Source organism: Paraburkholderia sp. GAS38 (assembly GCF_050434965.1).
GTDB classification, from domain to species: Bacteria; Pseudomonadota; Gammaproteobacteria; order Burkholderiales; family Burkholderiaceae; genus Paraburkholderia; species Paraburkholderia phenazinium_A.
In genome coordinates this window covers 62,425-79,072 of the sequence record NZ_JBNDJO010000012.1, presented here as the reverse complement: position 1 = coordinate 79,072, position 16,648 = coordinate 62,425, and the positions used below count along the sequence as shown (strand labels likewise).

The following is a 16,648-nucleotide window of genomic DNA, read 5'->3' as shown; positions in this document are numbered from 1 at the left end:
TACTCAAACCCGGCCGGCGCCGTCCCCCGTCGACGCAACGCCGGCCGGCGCGGCGCCGGTAATGCCGATGTCGGGCCAGTGCATCAGGTCGTCGCCGGTCTGCGCCCGCAACGTCTCACGCGCCACCTCGAGCCACGCCCGCGCGGCGTGGGAGAGGTAGCCGTTGCGCCGCCAGCCGATCGCCATTTCCCACGGAATCTCGGGTTCGACGACCGGCCGGCAGGTGAACTGCGTCGCGTCCAGCCGCCGGCAATAGGGCGCGGGCAACAGCGCAATGCCAACGCCGGCCAGCACCAGCGCCGCCATGAAATCCCAGTGACCGCTGCGCCCGACAATGGTCGGCGCGAAGCCGGCCGCGCGACACGCGTTCAGCACCACGTCGTTAAGCGCGAGGCTCTCGCCATAGAACACGAACGGCTCGGCCGCGAGATCCGCGAGCGGCACCTGCTGCAGCGCGTCCCAGCGTGAACCGCGGCGCGCGACCAGCCAGAGCAACTGGTGTGTCATCGGCAGCACATCAATGTGTTCGGGGTCCACGGGCTGCAGCACACCGCCCAACTCCAGCTCGCCGTTGATCAGCGCCGTTTCGATGGCCCGCGAGCCCTGTTCGAACAGCTTCAGTTCGATCTTCGGATAGCGCTGGCGAAATTCGGCAATCGCCGGCGTGAACAGCGATCCGCCCATCGGCGGAATGCCGATGGTCAGCTCGCCGCGTCCGAGCGTGTCCAGATCGTTGAGCTCGGCCTGCAATTGCGCATGCGCGGCGAGCACGTCCTGGCCGCGCTGATAGACGATGCGCCCGGCGTCGGTGAGCACCATCTGGCGGCCGTCTCGCAGCAACAGCGGCGAGCCGATCTCGTCTTCCAGCGACTTCACCATCTTGCTGATGGTGGGCTGCGTGACGAACATCTGCTCGGCTGCCACGGTAAAGCTCTGCTGGCGCACGACTTCGACGAAATAGCGGAGGGCACGAAGTTCCACGATCTCAGGCTCCGGAATTCCAATATGGAATGATTTTTACGATGATGAGTCATTATATTTATGTTGCGGCGCAGCCTAAGCACTTTTGTCGTATGTGACCTGGGGATTGTCACCAGCGCTTCAAGCCTCGCCCGTCCGCCGACGCCACTGCCTTTTCAGGATGGTCTTTGAAAGCGCCGCGCTATCATGATCCCCCTCTCGTACCCGCGCTTTCGCGCCGTTCTCCCCATCCCATGTTGCCCGTTTCGATCGTCATTCCCTGCTACAACGCTGCCGCCACCCTCGCACGCACGCTCGATAGCTGCGTCATCCAGCCCGAGGCGGCGCAGATCGTCGTCGTGGATGACGGCTCGAGCGACGCTTCGATCGAGATCGTGCGCCGCTACGGCGAGCGCGACGCGCGCATCGGTCTGCTGCAGATGCCGGTGAACGGCGGCGCCGCGCGGGCGCGCAACTGGGCCGCGATGCATGCCACACAGCCGCTGCTGGCTTTCATCGACGCCGACGACGAATACTTCCCCGGCGCGCTTGCGGCCGCTAGCGGCTTTCTCGAACAGCATCCCGGCGAAGCCTCGATCCGGCTCGACGTCGAGTACGCGGGCTTTCCGGCGGAGATCGTCGGGCATCCGCAGTTCGACGCGCACGCTGCGACACTGAGCAATACGGTGCCGAGCAGCCTGATCATTCGCCGGCCGGTCTATGCGGCGCTAGGCGGCTTCCCGATGGACGCGTTTTTCCGCCGCAACGGCGGGGAAGACGGTGCGTTTTCGTGGGCCCTGCGCGAACTGTTCGGCAACCCGCGTCTCTCCGACGCCAAGCGGGTGCGCATGCACTACCACCCGCGCATCCATGCCGAGCGCTATTTCCGCATCTGCTTCGGCATGCAGGCACCGGTTCAGGCGGATCTGGAAGAGTCGTTCCGGCTCTCCGGCCAGTTTCTCGAAGCGGCCAAGGCCGGCATCGCGCAATTGCGCACGCTGAACGCACCGGCCGCCGGGGCGGCCTAACCCCCCAAGAGGCGTCCAGGCGTCCTCACAAAGCGCCCACGCACCCTCGCAAAGCGTTCAGGCCTCCTCGCAAGCCCCGCGTCACCCCGAGTTCATCTCGATTTGCTACAATCGCCGTTCGTCTTCGAGGAGCGTTGCGACGGGTACCGCGAATCTGCATTCGCTGGCCGCCCGCCAGGCTCGGAGGCTTTCAATCGGACGGCTTGAATGCGCGCAGCGCTTTTCAAGGCGCCCCATCGAACCGCGCTCACGTCAAATTTCTAGTCAATTTCTTAGAAAGGAGGGCGTGATGAACGCCGCAGTTATCGATTCCAAAAATTCCCAGGATTTCCTCGTTGCCGACCTGTCGCTTGCCGACTGGGGCCGCAAGGAACTGAACATCGCTGAAACCGAAATGCCGGGTCTCGTGCAAACGCGCGAAGAATACAAGGCGCGGCAGCCGTTGAAGGGCGCACGCATCGCCGGTTCGCTGCACATGACGATCCAGACCGGCGTGCTGATCGAGACGCTCACCGCGCTCGGCGCCGACGTCCGTTGGGCTTCGTGCAACATCTTCTCGACGCAGGATCACGCCGCTGCCGCGATCGCCAAGGCCGGCACACCGGTGTTCGCGTTCAAGGGCGAATCGCTCGACGAATACTGGGAATTCTCGCACCGCATTTTTGAATGGCCGAACGGCGAATTCGCCAACATGATCCTCGACGACGGCGGCGACGCCACGTTGCTGCTGATCCTCGGCGCGAAGGCTGAGAAGGACCGCTCGGTCATCGCCAAGCCGACCAACGAGGAAGAAGTCGCGCTGTACAAGTCGATCGCATCGCACCTCGATGCAGACCCGACCTGGTACTCGACGCGTCTCGCGCACATCAAGGGCGTGACGGAAGAAACCACGACCGGCGTGCACCGTCTGTATCAGATGGAAAAGGAAGGGCGCCTGCCGTTCCCGGCCATCAACGTCAACGACTCGGTCACCAAGTCGAAGTTCGACAATCTGTATGGCTGCCGTGAGTCGCTCGTCGACGGTATCAAGCGCGCCACCGACGTGATGATCGCCGGCAAGATCGCCGTGGTCGCCGGTTACGGCGACGTGGGCAAGGGCTGCGCGCAATCGCTGCGCGGTCTGGGCGCGACGGTGTGGGTCACGGAAATCGATCCGATCTGCGCACTGCAGGCGGCGATGGAAGGCTACCGCGTCGTGACGATGGAATACGCCGCCGACAAGGCCGACATCTTCGTGACGGCCACCGGCAACTTCCACGTGATCGGCCACGACCACATGAAGGCGATGCGTCACAACGCGATCGTCTGCAACATCGGTCACTTCGATTCGGAAATCGACATTGCGTCGACCCGTCAGTACCAGTGGGACAACATCAAGCCGCAAGTCGACCACATCATTTTCCCGGACGGCAAGCGCGTGATCCTGCTGGCTGAAGGCCGCCTCGTGAACCTCGGTTGCGCAACCGGCCACCCGTCGTTCGTGATGTCGAACTCGTTCACGAACCAGACGCTCGCACAGATCGAACTGTTCACCGAAGGCTCGAAGTACGAGAACAAGGTGTACGTGCTGCCGAAGCATCTCGACGAGAAGGTTGCGCGCCTGCATCTGGCGCGCATCGGCGCGAACCTGACCGTGCTGTCGGACGAGCAGGCCGGCTACATCGGCGTCGACAAGAACGGTCCGTTCAAGCCGAACCACTACCGTTACTAAGCAAGACCAGCCCAGGCCGCCGCTGCGGCGTGCAACCCGCTGTCACCGCAGCGCGCGCCGCACGCCGCGGCGTCACGGCATGAGACAAAGGCGCTGCCTGTACGGCGAGCCGCCTTTGTTTCAGCGCCGGCCTGTTCCGCTCGATTCCGGACTTTCAGCCTAAAAGGAGCTTTACATGACCGTGCTGCTGACCTGGGTGATCAATGCGCTCGCACTCCTGATCATCACGTACCTGGTGCCGTCGATCCACATCCGCAGCTTCGGCACCGCGCTGATCGTTGCCGTGGTGCTTGGGTTGATCAACGCCGTGCTGCGCCCGGTGCTGATCCTGCTGACGCTGCCCGTTACGATCGTTACGCTCGGACTCTTCATTCTGGTCGTCAATGCGCTGTGCTTCTGGCTGTGCGCGTCGCTGCTGAAGGGCTTCGAAGTGTCCGGTTTCTGGTCGGCGTTCTTCGGCTCGATCCTGTACAGCATCGTTTCATGGCTGCTGTCCGCGCTCATCTTCGGCAATCGCAGTTTCGGCTGAAGTGAGCTTCATTTTTAGAAGGGCGATTGAGTCATGAATCCGCTCGAACTTTCATTCGAATTTTTCCCGCCCAAGACCGCGGACGGCGTCGAGAAGCTGCGCGCCACGCGCGCGCAACTCGCGCCGCTCAAGCCGAAATTCGTCTCTGTGACTTTCGGCGCCGGCGGCTCGACGCAGCAGGGCACGCTCGACACCGTGGTCGATATGGCGAAGGAAGGGCTGCAGGCGGCGCCGCACCTGTCGTGCATCGGCTCGTCGAAGGAAAGCCTGCGGGCGATCCTCAACGAGTACCGCTCGCATGGCATCCGCCATATCGTCGCGCTGCGCGGCGACTTGCCGTCCGGTATGGGCGAAGTGGGCGAACTGCGCTACGCGTCGGAACTGGTGAGCTTCATTCGCGCCGAGTTCGGCGACTGGTTCTGGATCGAGGTGGCCGGCTATCCGGAATACCATCCGCAGTCGCGCTCGCCGCGCCACGATCTGGAGAACTTCGCCCGCAAGGTGAAGGCCGGCGCCAATTCGGCCATCACGCAGTACTTCTTCAACGCGGATGCGTATTTCCGCTTTGTCGACGACGCGCGTAAGCTCGGCGTCGACGTGCCGATCGTGCCCGGCATCATGCCGATCACGAACTTCTCGCAGTTGATGCGCTTCTCCGAGATGTGCGGTGCGGAAGTGCCGCGCTGGGTGGCGCGCCGGCTGGAGAGCTTCGGCGACGACCGCGAAGCGATTCGCGCGTTCGGCCTGGATGTGGTTACGGACTTGTGCGGGCGTCTGGTCGATGCCCGCGTGCCGGGACTGCATTTCTATACGCTCAACAACGCAGCGGCCACCAAGTCGATCTGCGACCGGTTGGGCGGTTCACTGGCCGCGTAATCCGGCGCCTGAGCGGGCACCTGAGCGGGCGCATAAGACTTGTGTTTCACCCGCGCGGCCGGCTGGCCGCGCGGTTCATTTCCCCCACCGCTTCGCGCAAGGCGATTTGGTGCGCCGCCGCAGACGCGCTCGCTCCACCGCAAGGTCTGGAGAGTAGAAGCGTGTATTGAAGCTGAATATTGTGCTGTCTATGATCAAGGCGCAGCCGGCCCGGCTGCCGACCGGAGAACGTCATGACAGTGTCATCCATGCTGTTCGTAGTTCGCCAGTATTGCCTGCCCGCATTGACAACCCTGGCCGTCTCGACGGCATGCTTGACACCCGTCGCCGCCCCCGCTGCGACGCTGCCTGACAAGACCCTGGTGTTCTGCTCCGAAGGCAGCCCAGCCGGTTTCGACACCGCGCAGTACACCACCAGCGTCGAGTTCACCGCCGGCTCCTATACGGTCTACAACCGGCTGGTCGAGTTCGCCCACGGCAGCACCGACATCGAACCCGGACTTGCCGAGAAGTGGGACGTCTCCCCGGATGGCCTGCAATACACGTTTCATCTGCGCCATGGGGTGAAGTTTCAGACCACCTCGTTCTTCAAGCCAACCCGCGAATTCAATGCGGACGACGTCGTGTTCACCTTCGAGCGCATGCTTGATCCGGATCAGCCGTTTCATAAGGCGTATCCGGTGCCGTTCCCGTACTTCAGCGATCTGGGGCTGGCGAAGAACATCGCGAAGATCGAGGCGCTCGACCCCTACACGGTGCGCTTCACGCTCAAGCAGGTGGATGCGCCGTTCCTGCAGCAGATCGCGATGCCGTTCGCGTCGATTCTGTCGGCGGAATACACCGATCAATTGCTGAAGGCCGGCAAGGCCTCCGACATCAATCTGTTCCCGGTCGGCACGGGGCCGTTCATCTTCCGCAGCTACACCAAGGACGACACCATCCGTTTCGACGGTAATCCGGACTACTGGAAACCGGACGTCGTGAAAGTGAGCAAGCTGATCTTCGCCATCACCGTCGACCCGGCCGTGCGGCTGCAAAAATTGAAACGCGGCGAGTGCCAGGTGATGAGCTACCCGCGTCCTGCGGATATCGCGGCGGTCAAGGCCGACTCGTCGCTGGCGATGCCGAGCGAGGTGGGCTTCAATCTGGGCATCCTCGGCTACAACACGACCAAAAAGCCGCTCGACAACGTGCTGGTGCGCCGTGCGCTGGATATGTCGATCAACAAGAAGGCGATCATCGAGTCGGTGTACCAGGGCGCGGGCCAGATTGCCACCAATCCGATGCCGCCTACCCAGTGGGGCTACAACAAGAGCCTGAAAGACGCGCCCTACGACATCGACAAGGCCAAAGCGCTGCTGAAGGAAGCCGGTTATCCCGACGGCTTCGACCTGACGCTGTGGGCCATGCCGGTCCAGCGCCCCTACAACCCGAACGCGCGGCTAATGGCTGAAATGCTGCAGTCCGACTGGGCGAAGATCGGCGTGAAGGTGAATATCGTTACCTTCGAGTGGGGCGAGTACATCCGCCGCGCCCACGCCGGCGAACACGAGGCGATCCTGATTGGCTGGACCGGCGATTACGGCGACCCGGACAACTGGCTCGGCGTGTTGCTCGGCTGCGATTCGGTGAAGGGCAGCAACTTCTCGAAGTGGTGCTACAAACCCTTCGACGACCTGATCACCGCGGCGCGCAGCACCACCGACCTTGCCCAGCGCACCAAGGATTACATGGACGCTCAGGTGATCTTCAAGGACCAGGTGCCGTTCACGCCGATTGCCCACTCCACCGTTTATCAACCTATTTCAAAAGAGGTGACGGGCTTCAAGATCGACCCGTTCGGCCCGACGCAATTCCTCGGCGTGGGACTGAAATGAGCGGATATGGGTGCTTTTGCACCCGCTTTTAGCCTCAGAGACGTCACGCGGCCCGTCAATCCGGTGTTGACGGGCCTCAATCTATGCCTAACAAGTGTTTCCGATCGTGAACACAAGGAATTTCCTCCGCTTGTTGCCGCAAGCTATGCTCAAGTAATATCGCGCTACGCCGGTGCAAGCCGGCCCCGAACCTGGAGGAAACATGAAGCAAAACAATCTGTTGCGCGCCGCGCGGATCACGACGCTCGTCGCAGCTGCAGCGGCATCAATGGTGGGCGCGAGTGTCGCGCGTGCCGAGATCCCGAATAAAACCCTGGTCTACTGCTCAGAAGGCAGCCCTGCGGGTTTCGATCCAGCCCAATACACCACGGGCACCGACTTCACCGCCAACACGTTCACCGTCTATAACCGCCTCGTCGAGTTCGAGCGCGGCGGCACCAAGGTCGAGCCGGGCCTCGCCGAAAGCTGGGATGTCTCGCCGGACGGCAAGACCTACACGTTCCATCTGCGTCACGGCGTCAAGTTCCAGACAACCGCCTACTTCAAGCCGAGCCGCGAATTCAACGCGGACGACGTCCTCTTCACGTTCACGCGCATGCTCGATCCGACCATGCCGTTCAACAAGGCGTATCCGGCGCAGTTCCCGTACTTCACGGACATGGGCCTCGACAAGCTGATCGCGAAGGTCGAAAAGGTCGATCCGTACACCGTGCGCTTCACGCTGAAGGAAGTGAACGCCCCGTTCATCCAGAACATGGCGATGGAGTTCGCGTCGATCCAGTCGGCCGAGTATGCGGATTCGCTGCTCAAGGCCGGCAAGGCCGCTGATCTCAACCAGAAGCCGGTCGGCACGGGCCCGTTCATTTTCCGCAGCTATACGAAGGACGCCACGATCCGTTTCGACGGCAATCCGGATTACTGGAAGCCGAACGACGTGAAGATCTCGAAGCTGATCTTCGCGATCACCCCGGACGCCGGCGTGCGCGTGCAGAAGCTGAAGCGCGACGAATGCCAGGTGATGAGCTATCCGCGTCCGGCGGACATCGCGCCGCTGAAGACGGAAACCAGCATTTCGATGCCGTCGCAACCGGGCTTCAACCTCGGCTACCTGTCGTATAACGTCCAGCACAAGCCGCTCGACAAGGTCGAAGTGCGCGAGGCGCTCGACATGGCGATCAACAAGAAGGCGATCATCGATTCCGTCTACCAGGGCGCGGGCCAGTCGGCCACCAATCCGATGCCGCCGACCCAATGGTCGTACGACAAGAACCTGCCGAGCCTCTCCTACGATCCGGAGAAGGCCAAGGCGCTGCTCGCCAAGGCGGGTCTCGCGAGCGGCTTCGACATCACCCTGTGGGCGATGCCGGTGCAGCGTCCGTACAACCCGAACGCGCGTTTGATGTCGGAAATGATCCAGGCCGACTGGGCCAAGATCGGTGTGCGCGCGAAGATCGTCACGTACGAGTGGGGTGAGTACATCAAACGCGCTCACGCGGGTGAGGACGACACGATGCTGATCGGCTGGACCGGCGACAACGGCGATCCGGACAACTGGCTCGGCACGCTGCTCGGCTGCGAAGCGATCAACGGCAACAACTTCGGCAAGTGGTGCTACAAGCCGTTCGACGATCTGATCCAGAAGGGCCGCACGACGATCGATCAGGGCGAGCGCACGAAGATCTACACGCAGGCCCAGCAGATCTTCGCGCAGCAACTGCCGTTCTCGCCGATCGCGCACTCGACGGTGTATCAGCCGGTGAGCAAGAAGGTAATCGATATGCGCATCGAGCCGCTCGGCTATGCGCGCTTCGACGGTGTTGGCGTGCAGTAAGACTGACGCAGTCCGTTTTTCGCACGGTTAGAAAACTGGTCGAAATGGTCCGGCGACCGGGGTGTCAAGCCCTCGTCGCCGGTTGTGTTTTCCGTTCATCAAGACCATAGGGACGAACCATGTTCCGCTTCGTTTTGCGCCGCATCGGCATGGTGATACCGACCTTCATCGGCATCACGATCCTTGCGTTCGCGCTCATTCACCTGATACCCGGCGACCCCATCGAAGTGATGATGGGCGAACGCGGCGTCGATCCGGCGATGCACGCCGCCGCGATGCACCGGCTCGGACTCGACGAGCCGCTGCCGATGCAATACGTCCACTATCTCAAGCGGGCAGTGCACGGCGACCTCGGGATGTCGATCATCACCAACACCAGCGTGATGGACGAGTTCCTCGCGCGCTTTCCCGCCACCGTCGAGCTGTCGATCTGCGCGATGCTGTTCGCGCTGGTCATCGGGCTGCCGGCCGGCGTGTTCGCGGCCTTGAGGCGCGGCACGGTGGTCGATCACGGCGTGATGGGCACCGCGCTCACCGGCTATTCGATGCCGATCTTCTGGTGGGGCTTGATCCTCATCATGCTGTTCTCGGTGAAGCTCGGCTGGACGCCGGTGTCGGGCCGCATTGCGGTCGAATACGACATTCCGCACGTCACCGGCTTCATGTTGATCGACTCGCTGATGTCGACCGATGAAGGCGCGTTCAGGTCCGCCCTGAGCCACCTGATCCTGCCGGCCATCGTGCTCGGTACGATTCCTTTGGCGGTGGTGGCGCGGATGACGCGCTCCTCCATGCTCGAAGTGCTGCGCGAGGACTACATCCGCACAGCGCGCGCCAAGGGTTTGCCGCCGGGGCGTGTGATCGTCGTGCATGCGCTGCGCAATGCGCTGATTCCGGTGGTGACCGTGATCGGGCTGCAGGTCGGCACGCTGCTGGCCGGCGCGGTGCTGACCGAGACGCTGTTCTCCTGGCCGGGCATCGGCAAATGGCTGATCGATGCGATTAGCCGGCGCGACTATCCGGTCGTGCAGGGCGGTATCCTGTTGATTGCCACACTCGTGATCGTCGTGAATCTGATCGTCGATCTGTTGTACGGCGTGTTGAATCCGCGCATTCGCCATACGAGGTAAAAGGACCATGCACCCCCACGCTCACATTCGTTCGCTTCCCCCCAAGGGGGCTCATGCCTCCCTTGAGGCGGCTCGGCGGGAGGCATGATGGCAGACATACAAAATACAGTCCCCACAGCAGTGACCCCGCCGAGCGGCCGGGCACTGGCCGCCCGTGAATTCTGGGCCAACTTTTCCCGCAACCGCGGCGCGGTGGTCGCAGGCGTCATCGTGCTGCTGCTGATCTTCGTGGCGATCTTCGCACCGGTGATCGCACCGCACAGTCCGATCGAGCAATACCGCGACTACGTGAAGATCCCGCCCGCCTGGCTCGACGGCGGCAACTGGAAGTTCATCCTCGGCACCGACGAAGCCGGCCGCGACATGCTGTCCCGCTTGATGTACGGCGCGCGCCTGTCGTTCTGGATCGGTTTCGTCTCGGTGGTGCTGGCGCTGATTCCGGGTGTCGTGCTCGGGCTGATCGCCGCGTTCTTCGAGAAGTGGGCCGATACGCCGATCATGCGCATCATGGACGTGCTGCTCGCGCTGCCGTCGCTGCTGCTCGCGGTGGCGGTGGTCGCCATCATCGGCCCGGGCCTGATCAACACCATGCTGGCGATTGCCATCGTCGCGTTGCCCGGCTATGTGCGTCTGTCGCGCGCCTCGGCGCTCGGCGAGTTGCAGAAGGAATACGTGACGGCTTCGCGGGTCGCGGGCGCGGGCACGCTGCGTCTGATGTTTTCGCAAGTGTTGCCCAACTGCACCGCACCGCTGATCGTGCAGGCGACGCTCGGGTTTTCGTCGGCAATTCTCGATGCGGCCGCGCTCGGCTTCCTCGGCCTCGGCGTGCAACCGCCGGCGGCGGAGTGGGGCGCCATGCTGGCTTCGGCGCGCGACTACATCGACAACGCCTGGTGGATCGTGACCTTGCCGGGCCTCGCCATCGTGATCTCGGTGCTGGCGATCAACCTGCTCGGCGATGGCCTGCGCGACGCGCTCGACCCCAAACTGAAGCGGATGGCCTAGATGGAACAACCTCCACGCTCATTTCATTCGCTGTCCCCCGAGGGGGCCGGTCAGCCCGCTTCGGGCGGCCGTGCGCGTGCTGACCAGAAGTTACTCACCATCCGCAATCTGGCAGTGAATTTCAACGGCCTGCCGGCCGTCGACCGCATCAACCTGGACGTGGCGCCGGGCGAAGTGGTCGGCGTCGTGGGCGAATCCGGCTCGGGCAAGAGCGTGACGATGATGGCCCTGATGGGCCTGATCGATGCGCCGGGCAAGGTCAGCGCCGACGAGGTCACCTTCGACGGCAAGGATCTGCTGAAGGCCTCGCCGAAGGAGCGCCGCAAGATCATCGGCAAAGACATCGCGATGGTGTTCCAGGACGCCCTCACCAGTCTGAACCCGAGCTATACCGTCGGCTATCAGATCAAGGAAGTGCTGAAGCTGCACGAAGGGCTGCGCGGCGCCGCGCTGCACCAGCGCGCGCTCGAACTGCTCGACCAGGTCGGCATTCCCGATGCGAAGAACCGCATCATGTCGTTTCCGCACCAGATGTCGGGCGGCATGAACCAGCGCGTGATGATCGCGATGGCGGTCGCCTGCAATCCGAAGCTGCTGATTGCCGACGAGCCGACCACGGCGCTCGACGTGACGATCCAGGCGCAGATCATGGAACTGCTGGTGAAGCTGCAGAAGGAGCGCGGCATGGCGCTCGTGCTGATCTCGCACGATCTGGCCGTGGTGTCGGAAGTCGCGCAGCGCGTGGCCGTGATGTACGCGGGCGAGGTGATCGAGACCAACAAGGTCCCGGATATCTTCGCGGCGCCGCATCATCCGTACACGGAAGCGTTGCTGGCGGCGATTCCCGAACACAATGTCGGCGCGGTGCGTCTGGCGGCGTTGCCGGGCATGGTGCCGGGACGCGACGACCGGCCGAAAGGATGTCTGTTCGCGCCGCGCTGCAAGTATGTGGTGGACGACTGCACCAAGGCGCGGCCCGCGTTGGCGCCGTTGCCGGGCCTTGCTGATGCAACCGCGAACGCAACCGCAGACGCAACCCCGAACGCAGCCACGGAGGTAACCAGGGTACGCTGTATCAAGCCGCTGAACCTCACCGGCGACGCGAACGTCCACACTCACGGAGGCGCACGATGAATGCAGTACCCGAAACGCGCCGCCCGACGGAGCCGAGGGGGCAGGCGGGCGATCACGTACTGGTCGCCGATCAGCTGGCGCGGCACTACTCGGTGCGCCGCGGCATGTTTGGCCACGGCACGGTGAAGGCGTTGAACGGCGTGTCGTTTTCGCTCGACCGCGGCAAGACGCTGGCTGTGGTCGGCGAGTCCGGTTGCGGCAAGTCGACGCTCGCGCGTCAACTGACGATGATCGAAGGACCGACGGCCGGCCGTCTTCTGATCGACGGTGAAGATGTGGCCGGAGCCGATCAGGCGAAGATCGCCGCATTGCGCCGGCGCGTGCAGATGGTGTTCCAGAATCCGTTTGCCTCGCTCAATCCGCGCAAGACCGTCGAGCAGACGCTCGGCGAGCCGCTCGCCATCAACACGCAGTTGAGCGCGGGCGAGCGCGCCGAGCGGATCGCGCAGATGATGCGCACCGTCGGCCTGCGGCCTGAGCACGCCAAACGCTATCCGCATATGTTCTCGGGCGGTCAGCGTCAGCGCGTGGCGATTGCGCGCGCGATGATTCTCGATCCGCAGATCGTCGTCGCCGACGAACCCGTGTCCGCGCTCGACGTGTCGATCCAGGCGCAGATTCTGAATCTGTTCATGGATCTGCAGGAGCAGTTCAAGACCAGCTACGTGTTCATTTCGCACAACCTGTCGGTGGTGGAGCATATCGCTGACGATGTGATGGTGATGTACTTCGGCGGCGTGGTCGAACTGGGCGACAAGAAGCGGATCTTCACGAATCCGCGTCATCCGTACACGCGGGCGCTGATGTCGGCGACGCCGTCGATCTTCGAGGCGGATCGCAGCATCAAGATCAAGCTGCAAGGCGAGATGCCGTCGCCGCTCAGTCCGCCGTCGGGCTGCACGTTCCATCAGCGCTGTCCGTATGCGATCGAGCGCTGCCGCAGCGAGGAACCGAAGCTGCGTGAAGTGGATGGACGTCAGGTGTCGTGCCACCGCGCTGAGGAGGTGGGGGACGTGGATGCCTGAAGCGTTGGCGGCGCGTCGTCCTGCGCGCCGCCTGCGTGAAGGCGGCTGTCGCGCCGTTTTCGCGCGGCGCTGGCGAACGTGGCTGCTGGGGTGCGCCGCGCTTGCCTGCGTCTTACCCGGTTCGGCTACGCCGGTCGTCACGGCTTACGCTGCGGGCGCGGCTGCGAATACCCCGGCGCAAAGCGGCCGGCCGGCGTTGCCGGTGCCTGCCGTGCCGGGGGCGCCTGGCCAGCCGCGCGCCACCTTGCCCGGTTTCAATCCTCCACCCGCGAACTCCGGCAACACGGCGAGCGGTCCGGTGCGCACGCAACCGGCGCATATGCCGTTCTACGTCGCGACGCGCGGCACCACCACCCTCTATATTCTCGGCACGCTGCATGTCGGCGATCCGGCCGACTATCCGCCGAACAAGCCATTCCGTCCGCAGATTCTGGCCGCGCTCGCGGCCTCGCCGACGCTGGCGCTGGAACTGTCGCCGGACGACCTGCTGGTCTCGCAGGACGATGTGTCGAAATACGGCGTGTGCCGGAGCGAGTGCCTGCCGAAGTATTTGCCGGAATCGCTATGGCACAAGCTCGAAGTCCGCTTGCGCGGCAATCCGGCGGCGCTCGACGAGATCAAGCGAATGCGGCCGTGGCTCGCTTCGCTGCTGGTCGAAACCTACGACTCGTTGAGTGCGGGGCTGCAGACGGAATACGGCACCGAGGCGCAGTTGCAGAACGTCTATCTGCGCACACGCGGCAAGATTGTCGGGCTTGAGACGCTTGGGGAGCAGATGCGCGCGTTCACGAGCCTGTCGTCTGCGCAGCAGCGCGAGATGCTGGCGCAGGACCTGGTGCAGACGCCGGCCGGCAACCTCGCGGATGTGCAGACCTTGCACCGGCTCTGGCAGGTGGGCGACGCGGACGCGATCGCCGCGTGGCAGGCGGCCAAGTCCGAGGTGCTGGCGCGCGACAAGCGGGTGTCCGATTCGATCGACAACAAGATTGTGTACGAACGGAACCGGCGTTTCGTCACGCGGATGCTGTTGATTGCCGGGCCGAACAAACCGGTGTTTGTGGCCGTGGGGGCCTTGCACCTCGGCGGCCCGAAGGGCGTGCTGCAGTTGTTGCGGCAGCATGGGTTTGTGGTGGAGCCGGGGTGAGGGGGGGATTTTCGGACCTCCTTACTCTAAAGCAAGGAAATATCGAATCAGGAGGATGTATGGCATCCGCAACTCTCACCTCGAAGGGTCAGGTCACGATCCCGGCTGTCGTCAGAAGCGATCTCGGGCTGGGTGATGCGGCACAATCGTCCAAGGCGAACGCTTTGGTGGAGTCTCTTACTGTAGACGATCCTGGTTATGTGACCCAGGTTGCGCTTATTGAAGTTGTGTGGGTACTCGGGAGTCTTTATGCGGCAGACAGGGCGGACATCGCCAAAGTTGTCGAAACCCTGCTGCGTACGCGCGAGTTGGTGATTGAGTCCGCGGAGACCGTTTGGAAAGCGCTTCGGCTCTTCGCTTCGTCCAAAGCCGATTTTGCCGACTGCGTTATTGAGCGCACTTGCCATGATGCCGGGTGCGAATACACCGCGACTTTCGATGCGAAAGCCGCTAAGACAGCGGGCTTGCGCTTAATCAAGTAGCGCCCTTGCCACGCCCTCAACCACCGGCGTCCAATCCCCCAGCACCGCTTGCCTGAACAGACGCGCGTTCGGATACCACGGCGAATCGCTGCGATGTTCCAGCCAGCGCCAATCGGAGTTGGCCGGCAGCATCACCCACACCGGCTTGCCCAATGCGCCCGTCAGGTGAGCAACACCGGTATCCACGGCGATCACCAGATCGAGATTCATCACCAGCGCGGCGGTGTCTGTGAAGTCGTGCAGATCGGCGGTGAAATCGTGCGGGCGGAAGTCCGGCGGCGCATCCGCAAGTTGTGTTTCTGACGGCCCTTTTTGCAGCGAGAACCACGCCACACCCTCCAGCTCGCGCAGCGGCGCGAGGTCTTCGAAGCGCATCGACCGATAGCAATCGTTGCCGAAGGTCGGACTGCCGGCCCACACCAGGCCAATCTTGCGCCGCGAGCCGGCGGCCGTTTCCACGCGTTCGCGCCAGGTGTGCATCCTGGCGTCATCGGCGAACAGATACGGCACGTCCGCAGGAATCGTCGACAGCTCGGTCCCGACACACGACGGCACGCTCATCAGCGGTACCCAGAAATCGTACCGGCCCTCGGCCTTGCCGATACTCCACGCGCGATGCACGCCCGGCACCTGTTGTGCCAGCGGCAGCAGCGGCTCACGGACGCACACATCGACCGTCGCACCCAGCTTCTCGAGCACGCGGGCAAAGCGCAAGAACTGCATCTGATCGCCAAAGCCCTGGTCACCCACCAGCAGGATCGCGCGTCCTTCGAGCGGTTCGCCATGCCACTCCGGCACATCTTCCACCGCAATCGCCGCGTAATCCTGCGGACGCCAGCGCTTCGCAAACTCTGCCCAGCCTTGCGCGTAGTCGCCTCGCTTGAGCAGCGTCCAGGCGAGATTCTGATGCGCGTCGACATACCCAGGGTCGAGTTCGAGCGCACGCCGATAGAACACCTCTTCCTCGTCGAGGCGGCCCTGCGCACCGAGCGAGCCACCCAGGCACACCAGATTGGTGGGATTCGGCTTGAGCGCGACGGCGTACCGGTACTGCTGCTCGGCCTCGGCATAGTTGCCCAGCTTGCCGACCGCGCTGCCCAGATTGATGTGCGCATTGGCAAAGCCAGGCCGCAATTCGAGCGCGCGCCTGAAGCGGACGATGGCCGCCGCGCTGTCGCCTTTCGCCGTCAGCGCATTGCCTGCATTGAAGTGCGCGTCTGCCGAGTACGGATCGAGTGACAGCGCCTGCTCGTAGCAAGCCAGCGCCTCGTCGTAGCGGTCGAGTTTGGCGAGCGCGGTGCCAAGATTCAGATGTGCATCGAGCATCGAAGAGTCAAGCGCCAGCGCCTGACGATACTGATGCACGGCGCCTTCCAGTTCACCTTGCGCCTGCAGGGTCACGCCGAGGTTATTGCGTGCGTCGGGGAAGTCCGGCTGGAATTGCAGCGCTTGCCAATAACACCGGCGCGCTTCTTCGTGCAGCCCAAGCGCCGCGGCGACAAGGCCGCGGTTGCTCCAGCAGGCCGCATTGGTGGGCTCGAGTTCGAGCGCGTGATCCAGCAGATCGGCTGCGGCCGCGTGGTTGCGCCGCTGGTGCTGCAGCACGCCGAAGTAGTGCAGCGCTTCCGTGTGAATCGGGTTGATTGCCAGCGCTTCCTGATAGAGCGGCGCGGCTTCGTCGAGTTGCCCCGCGCGATGCGCGTGGAGTGCATTGGCAACGAGGGCGGCGAGGTAGGACGGTGAGTCTGCGTCGTGCTGCGCGTCACCGGTATGAGGATGCTGTTCCATGAAAACCTGCTTCAGGACGCCGGCGGCACGCGTGCTGCGCGACGCCGGCTGGTGGATGAGAAGACGTCCACCAGCTTAGGTCTCAGGCTTTGCCGCTTCGATCAGACATATCCTAATTTAGCGCGACA

The 16,648-nt window shown here is 63.4% G+C and carries 14 protein-coding genes and 1 riboswitch; of the genes, 12 read left to right on the top strand and 2 right to left on the bottom strand.

What is annotated here, in order from left to right; all coding sequences use genetic code 11:
- Positions 1–3: 3 nt before the first annotated feature.
- The gene (locus P3T42_RS25490) at positions 4–981 is read right to left on the bottom strand and encodes a LysR substrate-binding domain-containing protein (RefSeq protein ID WP_429307565.1); all 978 of its coding nucleotides are present in this window, start codon (positions 979–981) and stop codon (positions 4–6) included.
- A gap of 233 nt (positions 982–1,214) precedes the next feature.
- On the opposite strand from P3T42_RS25490, the gene P3T42_RS25485 reads away from it, so the two are divergent.
- The 12 genes from P3T42_RS25485 (at position 1,215) to P3T42_RS25430 (ending at position 14,732) form a co-directional block, all read left to right on the top strand.
- Positions 1,215–1,988 (top strand): glycosyltransferase family 2 protein, encoded by a 774-nt coding sequence (locus P3T42_RS25485; protein WP_074301347.1) that lies wholly within the window; start codon positions 1,215–1,217, stop codon positions 1,986–1,988.
- A 120-nt stretch (positions 1,989–2,108) separates the two neighbouring features.
- Positions 2,109–2,244, top strand: a riboswitch (S-adenosyl-L-homocysteine riboswitch).
- A 33-nt stretch (positions 2,245–2,277) separates the two neighbouring features.
- Positions 2,278–3,699, top strand: a complete 1,422-nt coding sequence (gene ahcY / locus P3T42_RS25480) for an adenosylhomocysteinase (RefSeq protein ID WP_429307564.1) — start codon at positions 2,278–2,280, stop codon at positions 3,697–3,699.
- Positions 3,700–3,874: 175 nt separating this feature from the next.
- Complete coding sequence (locus tag P3T42_RS25475) at positions 3,875–4,228, top strand: phage holin family protein (protein WP_074301349.1); 354 nt, start codon at positions 3,875–3,877, stop codon at positions 4,226–4,228.
- 33 nt (positions 4,229–4,261) lie between these two features.
- A complete protein-coding gene (gene metF / locus P3T42_RS25470) occupies positions 4,262–5,104 on the top strand; it encodes a methylenetetrahydrofolate reductase [NAD(P)H] (RefSeq protein WP_074301350.1) in 843 nt (280 codons plus the stop codon).
- 233 nt (positions 5,105–5,337) lie between these two features.
- Complete coding sequence (locus P3T42_RS25465) at positions 5,338–6,981, top strand: ABC transporter substrate-binding protein (RefSeq protein WP_429307563.1); 1,644 nt, start codon at positions 5,338–5,340, stop codon at positions 6,979–6,981.
- Between the two features lie 202 nt (positions 6,982–7,183).
- Entirely contained in the window at positions 7,184–8,812 is a 1,629-nt protein-coding gene (locus tag P3T42_RS25460) for an ABC transporter substrate-binding protein (RefSeq protein ID WP_074301352.1), read from the top strand.
- A gap of 119 nt (positions 8,813–8,931) precedes the next feature.
- Positions 8,932–9,942: an ABC transporter permease subunit gene (locus P3T42_RS25455; protein ID WP_074301353.1), complete on the top strand. Its 1,011-nt coding sequence runs from the start codon at positions 8,932–8,934 to the stop codon at positions 9,940–9,942.
- Positions 9,943–10,029: 87 nt separating this feature from the next.
- A complete protein-coding gene (locus P3T42_RS25450; protein WP_074301816.1) occupies positions 10,030–10,947 on the top strand; it encodes an ABC transporter permease subunit in 918 nt (305 codons plus the stop codon).
- On the top strand, positions 10,948–12,081 hold the full coding sequence (locus P3T42_RS25445; RefSeq protein ID WP_253190240.1) for an ABC transporter ATP-binding protein: 1,134 nt from the start codon (positions 10,948–10,950) through the stop codon (positions 12,079–12,081).
- Positions 12,078–13,106: a peptide ABC transporter ATP-binding protein gene (locus P3T42_RS25440; RefSeq protein WP_429307562.1), complete on the top strand. Its 1,029-nt coding sequence runs from the start codon at positions 12,078–12,080 to the stop codon at positions 13,104–13,106. Before P3T42_RS25445 ends, P3T42_RS25440 begins: the two co-directional genes overlap by 4 nt.
- Entirely contained in the window at positions 13,099–14,250 is a 1,152-nt protein-coding gene (locus tag P3T42_RS25435) for a TraB/GumN family protein (RefSeq protein WP_429307561.1), read from the top strand. Before P3T42_RS25440 ends, P3T42_RS25435 begins: the two co-directional genes overlap by 8 nt.
- Positions 14,251–14,309: 59 nt before the next feature.
- Positions 14,310–14,732 carry a type II toxin-antitoxin system VapC family toxin gene (locus P3T42_RS25430; RefSeq protein WP_083640699.1) on the top strand — a complete coding sequence of 141 codons (423 nt, stop codon included), beginning with the start codon at positions 14,310–14,312 and terminating at the stop codon, positions 14,730–14,732.
- Here the strand turns inward: P3T42_RS25430 and P3T42_RS25425 are convergent.
- On the bottom strand, positions 14,721–16,520 hold the full coding sequence (locus P3T42_RS25425) for a tetratricopeptide repeat protein (RefSeq protein ID WP_429307560.1): 1,800 nt from the start codon (positions 16,518–16,520) through the stop codon (positions 14,721–14,723). The genes P3T42_RS25430 and P3T42_RS25425 overlap by 12 nt on opposite strands.
- Between the last annotated feature and the right edge of the window lie 128 nt (positions 16,521–16,648).

Coding starts and splice junctions, on each gene's coding strand:
- P3T42_RS25485 (WP_074301347.1), top strand. CDS start 1,215: ATGTTGCCCGTTTCGATCGTCATTCCCTGCTACAACGCTGCCGCCACC.
- ahcY (WP_429307564.1), top strand. CDS start 2,278: ATGAACGCCGCAGTTATCGATTCCAAAAATTCCCAGGATTTCCTCGTT.
- P3T42_RS25475 (WP_074301349.1), top strand. CDS start 3,875: ATGACCGTGCTGCTGACCTGGGTGATCAATGCGCTCGCACTCCTGATC.
- metF (WP_074301350.1), top strand. CDS start 4,262: ATGAATCCGCTCGAACTTTCATTCGAATTTTTCCCGCCCAAGACCGCG.
- P3T42_RS25465 (WP_429307563.1), top strand. CDS start 5,338: ATGACAGTGTCATCCATGCTGTTCGTAGTTCGCCAGTATTGCCTGCCC.
- P3T42_RS25460 (WP_074301352.1), top strand. CDS start 7,184: ATGAAGCAAAACAATCTGTTGCGCGCCGCGCGGATCACGACGCTCGTC.
- P3T42_RS25455 (WP_074301353.1), top strand. CDS start 8,932: ATGTTCCGCTTCGTTTTGCGCCGCATCGGCATGGTGATACCGACCTTC.
- P3T42_RS25450 (WP_074301816.1), top strand. CDS start 10,030: ATGGCAGACATACAAAATACAGTCCCCACAGCAGTGACCCCGCCGAGC.
- P3T42_RS25445 (WP_253190240.1), top strand. CDS start 10,948: ATGGAACAACCTCCACGCTCATTTCATTCGCTGTCCCCCGAGGGGGCC.
- P3T42_RS25440 (WP_429307562.1), top strand. CDS start 12,078: ATGAATGCAGTACCCGAAACGCGCCGCCCGACGGAGCCGAGGGGGCAG.
- P3T42_RS25435 (WP_429307561.1), top strand. CDS start 13,099: ATGCCTGAAGCGTTGGCGGCGCGTCGTCCTGCGCGCCGCCTGCGTGAA.
- P3T42_RS25430 (WP_083640699.1), top strand. CDS start 14,310: ATGGCATCCGCAACTCTCACCTCGAAGGGTCAGGTCACGATCCCGGCT.
- P3T42_RS25425 (WP_429307560.1), bottom strand. CDS start 16,520: ATGGAACAGCATCCTCATACCGGTGACGCGCAGCACGACGCAGACTCA.